Source organism: Cupriavidus sp. (assembly GCF_057315035.1).
On record NZ_DBHKYV010000020.1, the window covers coordinates 46,681 to 63,921 of the forward strand.

General features: G+C 57.6%; 17 protein-coding genes. All 17 read right to left on the bottom strand.

The genetic code is table 11. The features are described 5' to 3' along the window. Positions 1-4: 4 nt before the first annotated feature. The 17 genes from ACO550_RS22340 to ACO550_RS22420 all read right to left on the bottom strand — a co-directional run bounded on the left by ACO550_RS22340 (position 5) and on the right by ACO550_RS22420 (position 17,237). Positions 5-868, bottom strand: a complete 864-nt coding sequence (locus tag ACO550_RS22340) for an ABC transporter permease subunit (protein ID WP_315594191.1) — start codon at positions 866-868, stop codon at positions 5-7. An 81-nt stretch (positions 869-949) separates the two neighbouring features. Further along, on the bottom strand, positions 950-2,173 hold the full coding sequence (locus tag ACO550_RS22345) for an ABC transporter substrate-binding protein (protein WP_315594190.1): 1,224 nt from the start codon (positions 2,171-2,173) through the stop codon (positions 950-952). 90 nt (positions 2,174-2,263) lie between these two features. Further along, the gene (locus tag ACO550_RS22350) at positions 2,264-3,517 is read right to left on the bottom strand and encodes an SRPBCC family protein (RefSeq protein ID WP_315594189.1); all 1,254 of its coding nucleotides are present in this window, start codon (positions 3,515-3,517) and stop codon (positions 2,264-2,266) included. A 19-nt stretch (positions 3,518-3,536) separates the two neighbouring features. Next, positions 3,537-4,055 (bottom strand): aromatic-ring-hydroxylating dioxygenase subunit beta, encoded by a 519-nt coding sequence (locus ACO550_RS22355; RefSeq protein WP_315594188.1) that lies wholly within the window; start codon positions 4,053-4,055, stop codon positions 3,537-3,539. Between the two features lie 4 nt (positions 4,056-4,059). Further along, positions 4,060-5,157: a cupin domain-containing protein gene (locus ACO550_RS22360; RefSeq protein ID WP_315594187.1), complete on the bottom strand. Its 1,098-nt coding sequence runs from the start codon at positions 5,155-5,157 to the stop codon at positions 4,060-4,062. Between the two features lie 42 nt (positions 5,158-5,199). After that, positions 5,200-6,198, bottom strand: coding sequence for an ornithine cyclodeaminase family protein (locus tag ACO550_RS22365; protein WP_315594186.1), 999 nt, complete (start codon positions 6,196-6,198; stop codon positions 5,200-5,202). A gap of 13 nt (positions 6,199-6,211) precedes the next feature. Then, positions 6,212-7,078 (bottom strand): fumarylacetoacetate hydrolase family protein, encoded by an 867-nt coding sequence (locus ACO550_RS22370; protein ID WP_315594185.1) that lies wholly within the window; start codon positions 7,076-7,078, stop codon positions 6,212-6,214. A gap of 116 nt (positions 7,079-7,194) precedes the next feature. Continuing rightward, complete coding sequence (locus ACO550_RS22375; protein WP_315594184.1) at positions 7,195-7,521, bottom strand: Rieske 2Fe-2S domain-containing protein; 327 nt, start codon at positions 7,519-7,521, stop codon at positions 7,195-7,197. A gap of 300 nt (positions 7,522-7,821) precedes the next feature. Further along, positions 7,822-8,793 carry a LysR substrate-binding domain-containing protein gene (locus ACO550_RS22380; protein WP_315594183.1) on the bottom strand — a complete coding sequence of 324 codons (972 nt, stop codon included), beginning with the start codon at positions 8,791-8,793 and terminating at the stop codon, positions 7,822-7,824. A 206-nt stretch (positions 8,794-8,999) separates the two neighbouring features. Further along, positions 9,000-9,806, bottom strand: coding sequence for a 4-hydroxy-2-oxoheptanedioate aldolase (hpaI, locus tag ACO550_RS22385; RefSeq protein WP_315594182.1), 807 nt, complete (start codon positions 9,804-9,806; stop codon positions 9,000-9,002). A 5-nt stretch (positions 9,807-9,811) separates the two neighbouring features. Next, the gene (gene hpaH / locus ACO550_RS22390; RefSeq protein ID WP_315594181.1) at positions 9,812-10,615 is read right to left on the bottom strand and encodes a 2-oxo-hept-4-ene-1,7-dioate hydratase; all 804 of its coding nucleotides are present in this window, start codon (positions 10,613-10,615) and stop codon (positions 9,812-9,814) included. Between the two features lie 35 nt (positions 10,616-10,650). After that, the gene (locus ACO550_RS22395) at positions 10,651-11,061 is read right to left on the bottom strand and encodes a nuclear transport factor 2 family protein (protein ID WP_315594180.1); all 411 of its coding nucleotides are present in this window, start codon (positions 11,059-11,061) and stop codon (positions 10,651-10,653) included. 71 nt (positions 11,062-11,132) lie between these two features. Beyond that, positions 11,133-12,350 (bottom strand): NAD(P)/FAD-dependent oxidoreductase, encoded by a 1,218-nt coding sequence (locus tag ACO550_RS22400; protein ID WP_315594179.1) that lies wholly within the window; start codon positions 12,348-12,350, stop codon positions 11,133-11,135. A gap of 405 nt (positions 12,351-12,755) precedes the next feature. Continuing rightward, a complete protein-coding gene (locus ACO550_RS22405) occupies positions 12,756-13,640 on the bottom strand; it encodes a tripartite tricarboxylate transporter substrate-binding protein (protein WP_315594178.1) in 885 nt (294 codons plus the stop codon). A gap of 219 nt (positions 13,641-13,859) precedes the next feature. After that, positions 13,860-14,951: a porin gene (locus tag ACO550_RS22410; protein WP_315594177.1), complete on the bottom strand. Its 1,092-nt coding sequence runs from the start codon at positions 14,949-14,951 to the stop codon at positions 13,860-13,862. Between the two features lie 135 nt (positions 14,952-15,086). After that, complete coding sequence (locus ACO550_RS22415; protein WP_315594176.1) at positions 15,087-16,256, bottom strand: ABC transporter substrate-binding protein; 1,170 nt, start codon at positions 16,254-16,256, stop codon at positions 15,087-15,089. A gap of 75 nt (positions 16,257-16,331) precedes the next feature. Continuing rightward, positions 16,332-17,237, bottom strand: coding sequence for a fumarylacetoacetate hydrolase family protein (locus tag ACO550_RS22420; RefSeq protein ID WP_315594175.1), 906 nt, complete (start codon positions 17,235-17,237; stop codon positions 16,332-16,334). Positions 17,238-17,241: the final 4 nt, after the last annotated feature.

Sequence of the window (17,241 nt, forward strand, 5' to 3'; positions counted from 1 at the left end):
TTGCTTACCCCCTTGCGACACCGAACAGGCCGTGGGGCCGGCTTAGTAGCACTACCACCATCAGACAGTAAACCAGAAACAGCGCGAAATCTGGGAAGAACGCCTTACCAAACGTATCGATGCATGCATAGAGCAACGCGCCAACGAGCGCGCCTCGCAGACTTCCCATCCCACCAATCACGACCACGATAAATGCTGGTATGAGGATGTCGATATCCATACCCAGATAGACACCGAGGATTGGCCCCGCGATAATTCCCCCGATCGCTGCAAGGACGGCGCCAAGCGCGAAGATCGCGGAGAATAGAAGCGGGACATTAATCCCAATTCCGGCGGCCGTGGCCGCGTCGTCCACCCCTGCTCGCACCATTGCGCCGACTCTGCTGCGCTCCAGAAACCACCAAATCGCAAGGGAGGTGACAGCGCCGGATGCCACAACGAAGAGCCGATACAGCGGCAGAACCGCCCCGCCGATTTGGATACTCCCCTCCAGCGCGTCCGGGGGTGCGAAGGTTCGAATATCGGTACCCCACAGAAACCTGCAAGCGTCACCAAAGACCATGACGAAACCGAAGGTAAGCAGCACCTGCTTAAGGTGTCCCCCAGCGTACATCGGACGAATGAAGCATCGCTCCATCAGGATGGCGACAACGAACGCGGGAATCCACCCGATCCCCAAGCCCAACCAGTAGCTCCCGGTCAACTTTATGATGGAAAGCGCTGAGAAGGCGCCGAACATGAAGAACGAGCCATGCGCGAGATTCACCACGTTCATCAGGCCGAATATTAGCGACAATCCAGCAGATGCCATAAACAGCAACGCGCCGAGGCACAGGCTGTTGATCAATTGTGAAACAAAGAAATCCATAGCGTCTTCTCGAAGGTATGAGATACCCGGGCAGCCATCCATCTGGCTGCCGACTTGCGATTGGCTCGTGTGCGCGTCAGGTCAGAGCGGGCGCTTGGCCGGCTCCGCTACGTCACGCACGGTATGAATTACCTTGTTCGTGATGCGGCCATCCAGTTCGGCGACCTCCCGGATGTATACGTTGTGGGTCGGACTCTGCGTTTCCTGGGTGAAGCGAAACGGTCCGCGCGGCGCATCGAATTTAACTGCACGCATCGCTTCGCGCAGCTTGTTCTTGTCACTCGTATTTCCGTCCACTGACTCAATCGCCGTATGGAGAATGCGAGCCGCGACGTATCCATACTCGGCATACACATTCGGGAACTCCTTGTACCGAGCCCGATAATCCGCCACAAACTTTCTGTTCGCGGCGTTGTCCAGCGTGTCTGCGTAGTGCAGCGCGTTGATGCCCCCAAGGGCTGCGCGTCCTTGTGCCGGCAGCGTGTCGCCTTCCAGCATGAAACCAGAACCGGTCAGCCGGCAGTTCTTGCTCAGTCCGTACTCGTCATACTGCTTGACGAACCGGACTGCATCTGTACCGGCATAGAAGCCAAAGGTCGCCTTTGCACCAGTGCTGCGAATGTCGGCCAAGTATGGGCTGAAGTCATTGTTGCCAAGCGGAGGGTAGACTTCCTTGACAACCGTCCCACCACGCCGTGTGAAGCCGACCTTGAACTCGGCCACCGCATTGCGGCCACCGGCAAAGTCCGAAGCCGTGATAACCGCCTCCTTTGCCAGGTTGGCATACAACCATTCTCCCATTGTTGCCAGCGTCGTGTAGGACGACGTTGAGCAGCGAAAGAGGTAAGGAAGGCCTGTGTACGACAAGTCGGTGATCCCCGCGCCCGAGCACAGCACGAACGCCTGGCTCTGGCGCATGTACTGAACTGCCGCCATCGCGATGTTGCTGCCCTGGATACCGGTGATGAGATCACAAGCATCGGATTCCACGAGCTTCTTCAGCTTCTGCAGTCCTACTTGGGGGTTGAGTTCATCGTCTTCCTTGACGAGCTCAACCTTACGCCCGGCGATCTTATGTCCGATCTCCTCGAAGTAGAGGTTCATGCCATTGAGATTGGCGTTTCCCAGCGCCGCGTAAACTTTCGAGAAAGTGTTTAACACCCCGATGCGCAACGGTGCAGTCGACCTCGCGAGTACGACCGGGGGTAAGCCTCCGAACAATGCAACGGAACCAAGCGCTCCCGCGCTCTTGATGAAATGACGACGCGAGGTCGCGACGCCGTTATCCTCTTGATAGTTGTACATGTCTCCACCGTTCTCAATGGGCAGCATCACAGACTGCGCTGGCAGTCAGAAGGCCGGTTTATCGTTTTGCGAGGTTTGAAGGGATGCGGCCTACAGGTTCATCATTTCCCGGTAGTGCTTATAGAACGCCCGGATAAGCACCTCCGTCACCATGTGATCTTGCCTCTCGACCTCACGCCCACCCATCTCCACCACAGCGGCGCGGTGCCCATAATGATGAGCACCTAGTTGAGTCTCACATAGCACCTCACCGTCCTCCATTGCGACAAAGCCCGCAGGGCCGTAAAGGTTGGCGTGACGAACACGCAGACGCGTCATATCGTCATCATCATCTTCGTAACCAAAGAAAGTCCACGCCAGCTCGAAGGAATCGGTACCCTTCGGAATGATGTGCCGGATGCCGAGCGTGTTGGCCTGTTGGTGGATGACGACGCTTGGAAAATGTGCGATGGCCACCACCTTGCCATCTTCGAACTCGGGCCGCGGCGTAACCGTGTCAGGATCCCTCAACTCGAGCGCCTCTTTGAATCGCGCTATCTCGACGGCGGCTTCCGATTTCTTTTTCCCAACGTTGCGAGAGACCATGATGCTATGGCCTGCATCACCCGGAATCGATTCGGATTGAGTATCTGCACGCCACAGGCCGAACGTAATCAAGAACGAGTGCAGTAGCGTCGCGTGGTAGGGATCCTTCAGATTCTCAAAATAGAGCTTCCAGTTGCCAGGGATAAGCTGACGGTTGTATCCGAGTAACCGAAGCTTCTTGCCAGGAAACTGACGACGGAGGTTAGTAAAGACTTCTTCCCCGCAATACTCGGAGAATGGCAGTGGGTTCTCGGCAAAGCTTGCCCAGATTGTGCCTCCTTCGACGTGCACCGCGAGGGGGCGGAGACCGTGCTGGCTATTGTCAAAATCAGACGGCATTCCCCCCTTCTTGAGCACCCCACGCTTCAACGGTACACCTTGAAGGCTCCCGTCCAAACTGTAGTTCCACTGATGGTATGGACAGGTAAAGGACTCTTCCTTTCCTTTATTCTTCCAGCACACCCGGGCTCCGCGATGCGCGCAACGGTTCTCCCAGACGTGGACCCTATCATTCTCCCCGCGGACCACTACGACTTGTCGCTCGCCGATCCAGCTACGCTTGTACGCGCCTCGTTCAGGAATCTCACACTCAAGCGCTACGTAGTTCCATGTTGGCCCGTAGTAGAACGTCTCAAGCTCTCGTTGGTAGATTCCGGGATCGGTATAGACCCAGTAGGGTACGCGCGTCCAACCCTTGCGCGGCCAACGACGTTCGTCGGCGATCGTTGGAGCGGATGCGGCTTGCAGTGTTTGTTCCATCGTTGTCTCCCGCAACTTGTCACACTGGCACGATCAGGGAACGTCGCACGTGGTGATTGTCAAATACAGCAAGACGCTGTCTGAACTTCAGGCTATCGCCCACGCGAACCAGTACATCAAGATACTGGCCGACCAGGAATATCGTGGGGTCAGCGTCGGACATTGCTTCAGTCAGGAGAAAATTGCCCCTAGCATGAATCTCCCCCTCCGCAATCCCTGTGACACGAACGCCGCTGATGAAATGCCGCCATATACGTGGTACAAACACCTGGGTTTCACGCAACGCAGTAACACGGTCGCGCACCATACTGATGCCGTCGCAATAGACGGTCGCCTGCGGTAGGCCTTCGGCATAGTTCTCTCGGGAGACCACCTGGTACATGCAATCATCGATGAAATACGAGGGGAGCCGTTCCACCTGATCGTGATCGAGCGAATCGCCAACCTCCTCGTATAGGCTGCGAACCTCGTTTTCCAGCATGATCAGTTCCGCATTGCGGCGCAGGTCGGTGACCAACGGGGCTATCCTGACTCTCATGTCATCACTCCTGTGGACCCATGAGGTTCGTCTGCACACCACACTCCGAACCAAGTTTCAGGATCGGCGACTTGAGCGTCTCCTGCCACAAGAGCGATTCGTTTGCGATATGCAATGGATGATCCTGAATCGTGAGTGCAATGAAGCCCTGCTCTCGCGAAGCATGGTTGTGTACCGACCAGCCCGGCGCCGAGAAATGCAAATCCCCTTCCGACCACTCGATCTTTTCACCATTTACCACGCTCTTGCCGTGCCCCCACATGATGTAGTTGATCGCCGCCGATGTATGCCGGTGAGGTTTATCGACCTTTCCTGGCGGAAGTTTGGCGATGGTGGCAAAAAAGCTGGGCGAGGTACCGATCCGACGCTCAGTCGCCGGGTTATACAAAACGTAAAGATGCCTGCCCGTGTAGCCCAAGTCCATGCCATAGACCGTTTCCAGATGAGGAGAAACATCGTTCCATGGCCAATGGAGCGCCCTGGATTCTACGGGGTCGATGTCGACGAGCCATTCGTAACCAAGCAACTGCGCCCCGTCCGAACCAATTTGGATCGGCGTGGACGCATCGCGCGCCCGATGCGTGTTTCTTGTCGCTTCGCTAGCGCCAGCAAGTGCCTCGATCGGCTGAGGAGTATCACTGACGTAATGGACTTCGAGCCGTTCAAGCAATGGCGCGTTGCTGTAGGACAACCGGACAAATAGATCATCCCCCGTGTTCTCTACAACCTGCGGTTGCATCGATGGCGTATTCCATACATCGAACCGCGCGACCTGAAATACCTGCGATCCCGTTCTCACCACACCGCTGCCGCGGATGCACATATCGACGCGACTCGAGTTTCGCAGCGTCGATTCGCTCTTCTCGCCGGGCTTGAGCACAATAATCTGAACGTCGATGCCAGGGGCGAAGGCCGGAACCGGTCCCGTATTCATGGGGTGGTTGACTGCTGCGGCACGTAAGCCGTTCGCTGGTCTAGACAGGCTTGCTAGACGATCTATTTCTGCCTCAATGACTGCTTTGCGCAGCACGACGGTTGGCCAGAAAGCTTGCGTTCGTGCCGGCGCACCGCTCAAGTCAACCAAGGTGATATCGCTGTTCATCTGTGTCTCCTTTTATCGTTCTGTCGCCTTTTCGCGCTTCGCTCAACTAGCCCAGCGAATGGAGGCCTTGCCGTTCACGCACAAGCGCGTACCGCTTCCACTTTCCAAGGCGCGCTCGTATGCCAAGGTGGCGACGGTGAGGTCGGAGATGCCCATGCCCATGGACTTGAAAAGCGTAAGGTCACAATCACCCGGCACAGCTTTGCGCTCGGCAATTACGCTGCCGAGTGCGTGAACTGGCTGCCAGTCGCCTCCACCAGGCCCGTTCTCAAAGTAATCGATAAGTTCTCGGGACGCCTTGCGCGCATTCGCTATGTCATCCACGGCGATGAAGCCGACGCGCGCAAACACGTTCTGATCGACCTCAGCATTTCCTGGAAGAATTGCTCCGACGGCATTCAGGTGCGCACCGCGCGACAACATTCCCGACGTCAAGAACGGGGCATTGGCTCGCGTAACCGTCGTAACGATCGATGCGCCATCGGTTGCTTCCTCCAGCGTTGCGGCCTCCACAACATCGAAACCGAATTGCCCAGCTACGGTCGCGCAAAAGGCGCGCCGCCTTTCAGGGGTCGGACTCCAGATTCTGATGCGCTCCAAAGGGCGCACCAGATGAACGGCGGCGACCTGTGCGAGCGCTTGCCTGCCGGTACCGATCATCGCCATGTCGTTGGCGTCCTTGCGCGCAAGCCATTGCGTGCCGAGACCAGTGATTGCCGACGTGCGCAGTTGGCCCAGGCAGTTGGCCTCCATCACTGCCAAGAGACGGCCCTCATTGGAGTCAAAGAGAACAAACACGGCCTTAGCACCCTTGGGCGTATTGATCCAGTTCTTGTATCCACAGTATCCGGCCTTGACCATTGCGGATCCAAGCGAGTGCATGGATGATGCAACACCGATGCTACCGAGTGCTTTCGCAACATTGAACGCTTCGCCCAGTCCCAATTGCCGCACGCCATCCTCCAGCGCCCCCACCGTATCTTTCAGACTAACAAGCGAGGTAATTTCTTGCTCGCTGAGCCAGATGGCTGCCTCGTTCATCACTGCTCCTTTTTCAATCCTGCCAATCATTCTTGACCCTGTTGCGGAGTGATCCGACTCCGCTCACAGCGACCTCAAACACATCGCCATTGCGAAGGAAACGGGGTGGCTTCTGCGACATACCCACACCCGCCGGCGTGCCAGTCGCAATCACATCCCCCGGACGAAGCTCCGTGAATGTCGATAGATAAGCAATCAACTTGGCCACTGGAAAGATCATGTTTGCCCCGCTGTCACGCTGGACAGTCTTGCCATTGAGTCGACCAATCACAGTCATCTCCTCGGGCGCGGGTGCCTCGTCTCGTGTCACCAACCAAGGACCGAAGGCGCCTGAGGCGACGAAGTTTTTCCCCGCAGTAGCCTGTGTCGAATGTCGTTGCCAATCGCGCACTGAGTTCTCGGCAATGCACGAATAACCCGCCACATAACCTAAAGCCTCCTCCTCTCGTACGCGGCGGGCCGAACGTCCTATAACTACGGCCAATTCGGCTTCATAGTCGAACTGTTCGGACTCGGCCGGAAGCAAGACAGGTTCGCCATGTCCGACGAAGGAAGAACTAAAGCGCACAAACAACGATGGACGCTCCGGCACTGGCAGATTCGCTTCCTTAGCGTGCAGCGGATAGTTCAAGCCAACACACAGAATTTTCTGCGGATCTGTGATGGGCGGGAGCAGCATGACGTCAGATAGGGCGACACCTTCTGTGGCCTCCTTCGCAATCAAGCGAAGCGCGATGCCGTCAATACCTTCAGTTTCCAACGCTTCACGAAGCGTCCTTGCAACCGGCGTTGCCAGATCGATAATCAACCCGCCCACCACCGCGCCGAACGAGATGCAAGGCGCTTGCTCACCGGGAACGAGATAACTGACCAGTCTCACTATTCTCTCCTTGAGCCTGATATCAGAACTTCCAAATATCGAGACTCGAAATGAGGTTTGGTGGAGCCCAAGCGGACGGACACTGCCGAGGCAGCAGCATCCGTTTCGTCACGCGCTCAACTTTGGAATTCGAGGTTGACGAGGATGCGCTCTCCCATCTTCCGGACCGCATAAGCACGCAGGTCGGACGTTAGCGGGGCACACATCGCCTTTCCATTTCGGACATCGAATCGTCCCTGATGCAATGGACATTCGATTTCGTGACCTTCTAGAAACCCGTCGCATAGTCGAGCGCTGCCGTGAGTGCAGAGATTATCTGTTGCATACACCTGGCCCTCGATGCGATAAAGCGCGATTTCCTTGCCGTCGACAACGGCCGGCAGCGGCATCTCCTCCGAAATTTCCTCAGCCGCGCACACGTCCAGCCAGCGCTCCTCGTTCATGGAATAGTCTCCTTACATTTTTGGCCTTACCCGCAGCGGGATTTGACCTTGTCTTTGATTGCATTGTGGTAGGAAACCATCGAGGAGGCTACGGCGCTGAGCGGAACAATATCTGTTCCAGAAAGGAGGGGATCAACGCTGTCACGAGAAGGGGCTGTGGTCGCTCAATATCGCCGCGGCGTGCGTGTATCTCCTTTGCCTCGCCAAAGTACGATTGGTGATTGCTGATCTCACAAAGGTGTGAGCAGTCAAACAAGCGCTACGTCGCTCTGTAGTAAGCACGTTGGTAGTTACGTCGAGCTACCGCAATCCGGTGAAGCATTCGCGCAGGAACTCCACGGCAGCCCCCAATTTCGGAGACGTCGTGCTGCGTTGGAGCAGTACGGCATATACGGCTCGATTCGTGGGAACATACTCCGCCAGGATTTCGCAGAGGGTCCCAGCCTCCAGGTCTGGCTCGACCAGCCAGCGCGGTGCCATCATGATGCCGGTGCCAGCGAGGCAAAGCATCCGCACAGTCTGGCCACTGTCAGTAGCGAAGTTCCCTTTGACGTGTACGCTCCCAATGTCGCCGTCCCGCCGAACCTGCCATCGCGTGCTGAACGTGTAACCGCGTGTGATCAGGCAGTTGTGGTCCATCAAATCTTCCGGGACGGAGGGTGTCCCGTATGCGTCAAGGTATCCCGGCGCCGCACAGAACACCCGACTGTATGGGGCAAGCTTGATTGCCTTTAGGCCTGGATCCAGCTCATCCGCAATTCGCACGGCCACATCGATACCAGCCTTGTACAGATCGAGCTTCTCCATGGAGAAGTTGAAGTCTAGCGATAGATGTGGGTTCTGCCGCATGAAGTTCGCCAAGCGCGGCGCAATAATGGCTTGCCCCAACATGAGCGGAGCAGTCAAGCGCAAATGTCCAGTCGCCTCATCCTGCATGCAGGACATTTCCTCAGCCGCTCGGTCGAGCTCGTGGAGCGCGCGCATCGCGTGATCGTAGAGCAACTGGCCAACTTCAGTCACAACAAGTCGGCGGGTGTTGCGATTCAGCAGACGCTGACCGACTCGACTTTCAAGCGCGGCGACGCGCTTGCTAACCATGGCCGGGTTCGCGCCCATGCGCCGGGCCACTTCAGAGAAGTTTCCAATCTCGACAGTCCGGACGAATATGCGCAGGGTGGTGAGATCTTCGAACCCTCCCCCAACATGCGCGTGATCCTCCATAAACTCGGTCATTACCCTGCTCATCACTTCTCCCCGGAGCACCATGCTCATCAGTGCGCCTCAGGTGGCAGCACAGATTCTCGGGCCAGCGAGACTTCGCCACGGTTTGGCTGCTACAGCCGCCATGGGACAAAGAGACGCCCGCGCCCTTACAGAGACATTCTCAGCGAGCATTCAACGCATGAAAAGCTAGGACTTTCATGGTGGCGTAGCGTTGCCGCAGTGCGAGAAATTGCGAGGAGAGATCCGGAGCGTAGTCAATACACATTTAGCGGAAGTGCGATCTGCTCAGCGACCGGATCGTCCGCTTTGAACCGTCGCGCGAGTGACTCAGCACTGCGCGTGAGAAGCGTTGTATCAACGCCAACTGCAGTGAACGTTGTTCCCAGCTCGAGATAGCGCCGCGCAAGGGCTTCATCACCGATCAAGATGCCGGCAGCCTTACCGGCGCGGCAGATACGTTCAATGGCCTTCTCTATCGAAAATTGGACGTCAGGATGGCCCGGATTTCCTAAGTGGCCCATGTCAGCGGCAAGATCCGATGGGCCAACGAAGACCCCGTCGACGCCATCTACCGCGAGTATGGCTTCAAGATTCTCCAACGCCACGCGAGTTTCCACTTGCACAAGCACGCAAAGCTGGTCGTCGGCCCGGGCGAGGTAGTTAGTGGAACGACTCCATTGCGAAGCACGTGCCAATGCCGCGCCAACGCCGCGGATGCCACGTGGCGGATAGCGGGTGGCCGCGACGGCGGCCGCAGCCTGCGGGGCGTCTTGCACCATCGGTACAAGCAGGTTTCTTGCGCCGAGGTCAAGAAGCCGCTTGATCTCCACAGGGTCGTTCCACGCGCAACGTACAACCGGATGCACCGGATATGCGGCCAATGCCTGCAACTGCGCTAATATTGTTTCGAGTGTATTGGGCGCGTGTTCCCCGTCAATCAGCAACCAATCAAATCCTGCCCCGCCAAGCATCTCTGCCGTGTATGCATTCGGAATGCCGAGCCACAACCCTATCTGGGATTTGCGCTGCTCCAATGCTCGTTTGAACAGATTCTCAGTCATAGCACTCATCCAAAGTGACACGAAACCGGTCCTAGTGGACCATAGTCGGCTACCAGCGTATCGCCCTTCTTGGCGAAGACAGGCCGCGTAAACGATCCACTCAGAATCACCTGGTCCTTTTCCAGCGCGACATCGTACGTGGACAACTTGTTTGCCAACCAGACGATGCCATTCGCCGGATGATTCAGTACGCCAGCGGCTACTCCCGTTTCCTCGATAACGGAGTTCTGCGACAGAATCGCACTGACCCACCTTAAATCCACATTGTCAACGCGAACCGGCCGCCCGCCCATGACCACACCCGCATTCGCGGCATTGTCGGCGATCGTGTCGAAAACCTTGCGCGTGCCCCTCGTCTCCGGATCCACCATATGAGAGCGAGAATCGATGATCTCCAGCGCTGGGGTCACGTAGCGCACTGCGTCAAGGACATCGAATAGCGTGACGTTTGGCCCTTCAAGCCTGCGCCCCATGATAAAGGCGAGCTCGACCTCGACGCGCGGTGCGATGAAACGGTCCGTCGGGACCGTCGCGCCATCCTGGAAGAACATGTCATCAAGTAAAGCCCCAAAATCGGGCTCGTTGATTCCGACAGCCATCTGCATGGCGCGCGAAGTCAGTCCAATCTTGTGGCCGCGCAACGGATTACCGTCATTGATTTTTCTAGTCACCCACGCACGCTGTATCGAGTATGCGTCGGCGATGGTGATCTGCGGGTACCGCACAGAGATCTGCCTGATCGGTGTGCGCGTCTTCTCTGCATCAAAGAACTCAGCTGCGATGGACTCGATGATCAAAGGAGCTAGCATGTCGGTTTTCCGCGGTAGAGTGACGCTATCTGTGTTCACGCGCCAAGCATGATCAAATTGCTTTTCTTGCAACGGATACGCCACTGGCCGTCTTCCATGAGAAGATCATCCGTACAGTCGCGCACCCCTAGGAGTTTTGGCGCACTCACGCGCCCATCAGGTCCGCGCATCGATTCGTAGGCGGTCATGTAGTAGCGCAGGCGTGCTGTTACTTCCGTCTCATGCTCGATCCATAGGTTTGTCACCAGGTGTGCCGTGTTCCTTGTCGAATCACGCTGCCGCAAGGCCTCAAGTACTGCGACGGGCCCGACAAGCTCTACCCCTTGGCGATGCCAGATACCCTCTCTCGCCATTAGCCGTGCAGTGGATTCGTGGTCGCGGCTGTCCAGTCCCGCGAAAAATTGGTACGCCACCGCCGACAAATTATCGATCTCATGGAAACGCATTGGGTTAGCCTCCCTTCAAACCGCGACTTCTGCCGTCGCCATCATCCCGTTATGGTGCTCTGGTGGTGAAACTATGCCGGCACTGCCCCGAGCGGTACCGTGGCATCGGCCAACCGCCCGGCATCCACGCGAACGCCTTCAGCCATAAACTTGCGAAGTTGCCTGAACTCGCGCGGCGCGTTTGCGCACACCACCGAGACCACTCGCCCGTCGTCGGCCAACTCAACGGTAACTAGCTTGCCCGATTCGGCACCACGCGTGATGAGCGACCGACCTGGTTCGCACTTGCCGGCGATCTGCACCAACACGTCATACTGATGAGACCAGAAAAGCGGGATCGGCTGGTAATGGATGCGCTGGCCGAGCACCGCACGCGCCGCCGCAATCCCCTGGTCCTGGGCGTTCTGCCAGGATTCCAGGCGTAGCTGCGCGTCCCCGTTCGCGCGCATCACCGTAACGTCCCCCGCCGCATAGATTTTCGCGTCGGACGTGCGGCACTGCTGATCCACGAGAATCCCGCGATCGCACGATAGGCCAGCTTCTCGGGCAAGCCCGTCGTTATGAACAAGACCAATGCCAACAACGACGGCGTCGAACTCCTGCACCGCCCCGTCCGTGTATACAGCACGGCACCCACCCGACGGCTGCCGATCAAGCGCACGGATACTTTGGCCCAAACGAACATCGACGTCATTAGAACGGTGTAACCGCGCCAGGTACGCGGAGAGCATCCGCGACTCGGTACGCGCACAGAGCAACGGTGCCGCTTCCACCAATGTCACACTGCAGCCGGCGCCGCGCGCGGCTGCAGCCGCCTCCAGGCCGATCCAGCCACCCCCAATAACTAACAGCCGCACACCATCTTCCAGGTCCATGCGCAATCGCTCCGCATCTTTGATGGTGCGCAGCGTGTGGACGAAGCTCGCATCAATGCCGGGTATGGTGGGAAGTCGTGCGGCCCCTCCGGTGCACAGAATGAGTTTGTCGTACCCGATGGCTTCGCCGGCGGAAAGCACCACGAACTGACCTGACGGGTCGATACGCGTGCACGGACTCGATCGTATCCATTCGATACCAAGCTCCGCTAATTCCGCTGGGCTTATCAAGTACTGCATGACTGGGGGTGTTCGCTGCAGTTGCTCTTTGCTTAGGGGTGGCCGCTCATAAGGGGGAGCGTCTTCTGCCCCAATCAAGACGAGCCGACCTTTGAATCCCTCCGAGCGTAGCGTACGCACCGCCCATGCACCTGCCTGTCCGGCGCCAACGACAACTACGGTTTCAAGGCTCATACGAACAGACCTTCCTTTGGAACACGGCTACGATGTAACTTGCCCAGCCCCGGATAGCAGGGCGATTGCGCTCCGGGCCCTTTCAGGAAGTGTGGCCAACCGGGAAAGGCCCCACAAGCTTGCGGCGGGAAAAGGATTTGTTCCATCCCGGATCAAGAACCGTACACTGAGATATCGTCTCAACGCCTGCATGTGCAGCGCCAGTAACTCCTCACCACATTACCTCGCACAATGTTGCCAACCGAATGGCTAGCGGGTGTTGGGGAATCGAAGCGAGTTGCACGGCAGGACGCTCGCATATCTGCCTGTCTGAAGCCCGCGAGCATTGCCAGGCCACTCATCCACGTCTGATCCAGTGTGCTTACGTCGGTGAGCGCGCCCTGCGGCCCAGGAGACTTCGTCGGTCTAGTCGTCAAGCGAAAAGCCCGAATCCTTTACTACGCCACTCCATCGCTGCAGGTCCGAGCGCAGAACTAACGAAAGATGTTCACCGCTTCCGTATGAAACACTAATGCCAAAGTTCGCGAAGCCGCTTACGATAGCGTTAATCTGAAGCACCTTGGAGAGCGCCGAGTCCAACGCCACCACTCGTGCTCGATCCGTGGATCGGGGTGCAAACACCCCGATCCAACTCTCCGCCACAACACTCGGAAATCCTGACTCGCGGAACGTTTGAACAGCGGGAAGAAAGGCCGAACGACTGCCGCCCGTCGTTGCCAGAGCGCGAAGCTTGCCGCTTGGCAAATGAGAAAGGATTTCCCCGATTGGATTGATGCTCGCAGGAACCTGACCACCGAGTAGATCCTGGATGGCCTGCGCGCCCCCCTTGTACGACACATGTGTCAACTGCAGCCCGGCTGCCCGGGAGAGCATCGTCCCCACAAAGTGCCCCGTGGATCCGGGTGCGGGCGAACCATAGAGTGCGTGGCTGGGATTTGCGCGACACCATTGGACAAATTTCGCTACGGTCGCGATATGCGAAGGAACGCCCGGCCCGACACATAGCGCAAATTCCGATCTACCCACCATCGAGACGGGCACGAAGTCCTGGACTGGGTCGTATGCAATCTTCCGATACAGGGACGGAAAGATAGTAAGTGGAAAGTCCGGAGTGACGATAACCGTAGAGCCGTCCCTATCGGCACGGCGCGCTGCCTCCAGCGCGATACGCCCGCTCGCACCCGGCCGATTCTCAACGATGGCCGTTTCAACATGACTTTCGCCGAGATGCTGCGCGATCAGTCTCGCAATGACGTCGGTGGCGCCTCCGGGCGGATAACCAACAAGCATTCGAAGCGGCTTAGCACTCGCGTGGACCATCGGGGGCACCGCTCCCCCGGCGAGGAAGGTTGTGACATACCGAAGAAAGCGTCGACGCGGCATGATGACAGGCATTACATAACCCCCGATAACTGGACAGCACCACTCAAGCGACCCCGTGGCGCGAGGGCGGGTGCAAGTAGTGCGCCGACCAGACGCCGCATCGCAGCGCCTAGCGATCGACGACACTTAGAAGATTTGCTTGATACCGATCATGGCCCCAATCTGGTTGGCGCCGGGCGGCGGGTTGGTGCCTGCTTGACCACCATTGACGGACAACGCGAGACTGCCGAGGTTGTCGATAAAGCCCGCTGTCGCGTAGACGGAGGTCCGCTTTGAGAATGCGTAGGTGCCTCGCCCCACAAATAGCCACGCCTTGTTCGGGCTGTTGTGATAGCGGAGATGAAAGGCTTCTGCATCCACGCTGATCGCTGGGGTGATCGCATAAGATACCCCCGCATAGTAGAGGTCGCTACGCGGTGTGGTGCTGGCCCGGTTATCGCGGCGAAGCCATCCACCTCCAACCTTAGCGTCTCCGATCAAGAAGTATCCGTTTAGCGACAATCTGTCATCTTTGAGCGCGCTGCTCGTGAGTCCACCGAATGCCCCAGGACCACCGCGTAGCGAGTCATATGCAGCCGCGACGCTCCAACGCGCAGCATCGTACTTCAGCAACGCGGACCATTCGCGACATGCACGCTTGTCCGCCGGGTTTTCTCCAGCGCAGTTGGTGCCAGCGGGGCTGGGACCCGCATTCACGGTGTCACGTCCAAAGCTGTAGGTTGCCCCGACAGTCACCCCGCCAAAGGTCCCCTTGTAAGAGACCGCGTTATCCGTTCGTGCGTTCGGAACGTAGGTGTCCAACGAGCCGGATCCGAAGATGTTTGGCCCTAGCATATCGGGCTCAGCCATTGCCCAGAACAGCATTGTGTACTGGCGGCCCAAGGCGACCTGCCCCCAGCCCCCGGACAGTCCCACAAGGGCCTGGCGACCGAACAACCTGCCGCCCTGGTTTGCCACACCACTGTCAGGTGAAAATCCGGACTCAAGCCAGAAGATTGCTTTGTTGCCCCCGCCGATGTCCTCACTTCCTCGCATCCCCCAGCGCGAAGGTACAGTGCCTGTCAGGTTTGGCATGAACACCTCAGTGTTTCGTGCCGAACCGACACCGTTGACAAAGGCGACACCGGTGTCAACAACGCCATACAACGTAACGTTTTGCGCTACGGCCAGCGCTGGACCGAAGGCAGCGATCGCAGCAATCATGGTACGGAATTTCATCTTCTCCTCCTTCTAGTCGCCACCCAATGGCTGTAGCGCAAGCGACGGGCGAGTTCCCCCAATACCCCCGCTTATGGAGGTACGAACCCGGGACGTTCGTGGACCGCCTACTTGCCGAAAAGCTCCACTTGGCTACTACTGCTCAAGCGGACACTGTTTCGCGTACGCGTCACTGTGATTCACGAGGACATCGCGCGCGATGGTCGAGAACTTTGATTTGCCGTCAGCGCCAGCGACTACTCGGTAGACGTGATAGTTCTGCACCGGATAGTTGTTGGTATTGAATCTGAACGGCCCACGTACAGATTCAAATTTCGCCTCGCGGATCGCTTTGGTCAGTGCCTTCTTGTTGCTGGTTTCTCCTTTCACTGAGGAGATGGCCGCAGCGAGTAGTTGCGCGGCATCGTAGCTGAAAGCCGCATATGAGGAAGGTGTACGGCCAAACCGCTTCTCAAAAGCCTCCACGAAGCGACGCGACGCGGGAACGCTCGAGTCCGGTGTCCAGGCCTCGGCGACGACAGAGCCGACAGCAGCCTCCCCCATAGCGGCCATGGTCGTCCCCTCCACGGTTTGCACCGAATAGAGTGGAAGCTTCTGTTGGAAGCCTGCCTGCTTATATTGCCGTAGGAACGTTACGCCCTGCCCTCCCGGATAGAATGCAAAGAGTGCATTCGGCTGGCTAGCCTGCAGTTGGACCAATTCCGAGGAAAAGTCCAATTGATTCAGAGGTGTATAGATTTCTTCAACAAGCTGGCCGCGATAGAAGCGCTTGAAGCCGGCAACTTTGTCTTTCGCACCCAAAAAGTTCGGTGCCGCTACGGCAACTTTCGCAATCTTTTGGTCGGACAGAAACTTCCCCATCGCTTCCGCTGGAGCATCGCTTTGCCATGAGGTAATGAACAGGTTCTTCTTGCACTGGCTGCCTGCGGTTGTGGACGGTCCAGCGACACTGCCCAGAAAAGGCACGTCAGTAGCGGAGATCTTTCCAAGAAGTGCCACAACGACATTGGCGAAGGTCAAACCTGTGACAACGTCGACTTTCTCCTTGTCCAACAGACGCGAAGTCGCGGCAAGGGCAACATCGGCTCGGGCTTGATCGTCCTCTTTGTAGAGCTTGACGACCTGGCCGCCAAGCTTGCCTCCTCCTTGCTCTACGGCAAGCGCGAAGGCGTCATATTGGTCGCGGCCGATATCGGCCGATGGGCCAGATAGCGTACCGAGGAACCCGACTTTCATCTCGGCATTCGCCACGATGGGCGCAAGCAGGCCAATGCCCGCGACAAGCGCGATTACGTTCTTCTTCATGTCTCCTCCATTGAGGTGGTAGCCCGACACCCACTCTGATTGGCAGGTTCAAATCTGTCGGATGGATGCGGTGCGCTATTGCAACGTGGTATAGAGTTCCCCGAGTCCGTCAATCCAGACGCGCACCTGGTCGCCACGCTTCAAGAACGTGCCGGACTCCATGCCAACCCCTGCAGGCGTGCCGGTCAGGATGACGTCGCCCGGATACAGTGTTAGACGCTCGCTCAGATAGGCGACTTGCTCTGCGACGGAGTACAAGTGGTTGGACGTATTTGAGTCCTGCTTCAACTCATCATTCACCCAGAGTTTGATATCGAGTACCTCAGGCGACGGCACGAAGTCTGCCGGCGTGAAGTAAGGGCCCATCGGGCACGATCCTTCAAAACATTTATGGCCGATCCAGTCAAATCGGAACGGCGACGTCACATCCACTTTGTCCCGGCGCAGGTTGTCCCGTGCCGATAAATCGTTTGCAACGGTATAGCCGGCAATATGGGATAGGGCGTCCGCCTCCGATACACAGCGACATTCCGTGCCAATCACCACGGCCAACTCGGCCTCCCAATCCAGGCACTGCGTATGTGCGGGATATGGCAACGCCTGTTGATGCGCCGCAAGGGTTCCGCGCCCGGCCTTGATGAAATGCCAGGGCGGAATTCCCTCCTTCTTCGGATCAGCGGCGAGTTCCATATCGAAGGCTTTCGCCATGGCGATCACGTGGTCACGGTAGTTTGCCCCGGCTCCGTAGATGACACCAGGACGGGACAGCGGTGGCAGAAATGCAATGGCCGCTTCGTCCAGCTCCGAAGGGGTACCAGCCTTTGCAGCCGCCAGTCGCTCAAGAATTTCCCTGGATTTGTCCCAATCCTGGAGCAACGCATCAATCGTTCCCGATCCGAGATCGAAATGCCCGTCACCGACACGCATGCCCAGATGTGTATCGCCGTTGTGGCCGGAGAAGTTGAAGAGTTGATATTTCATTCCA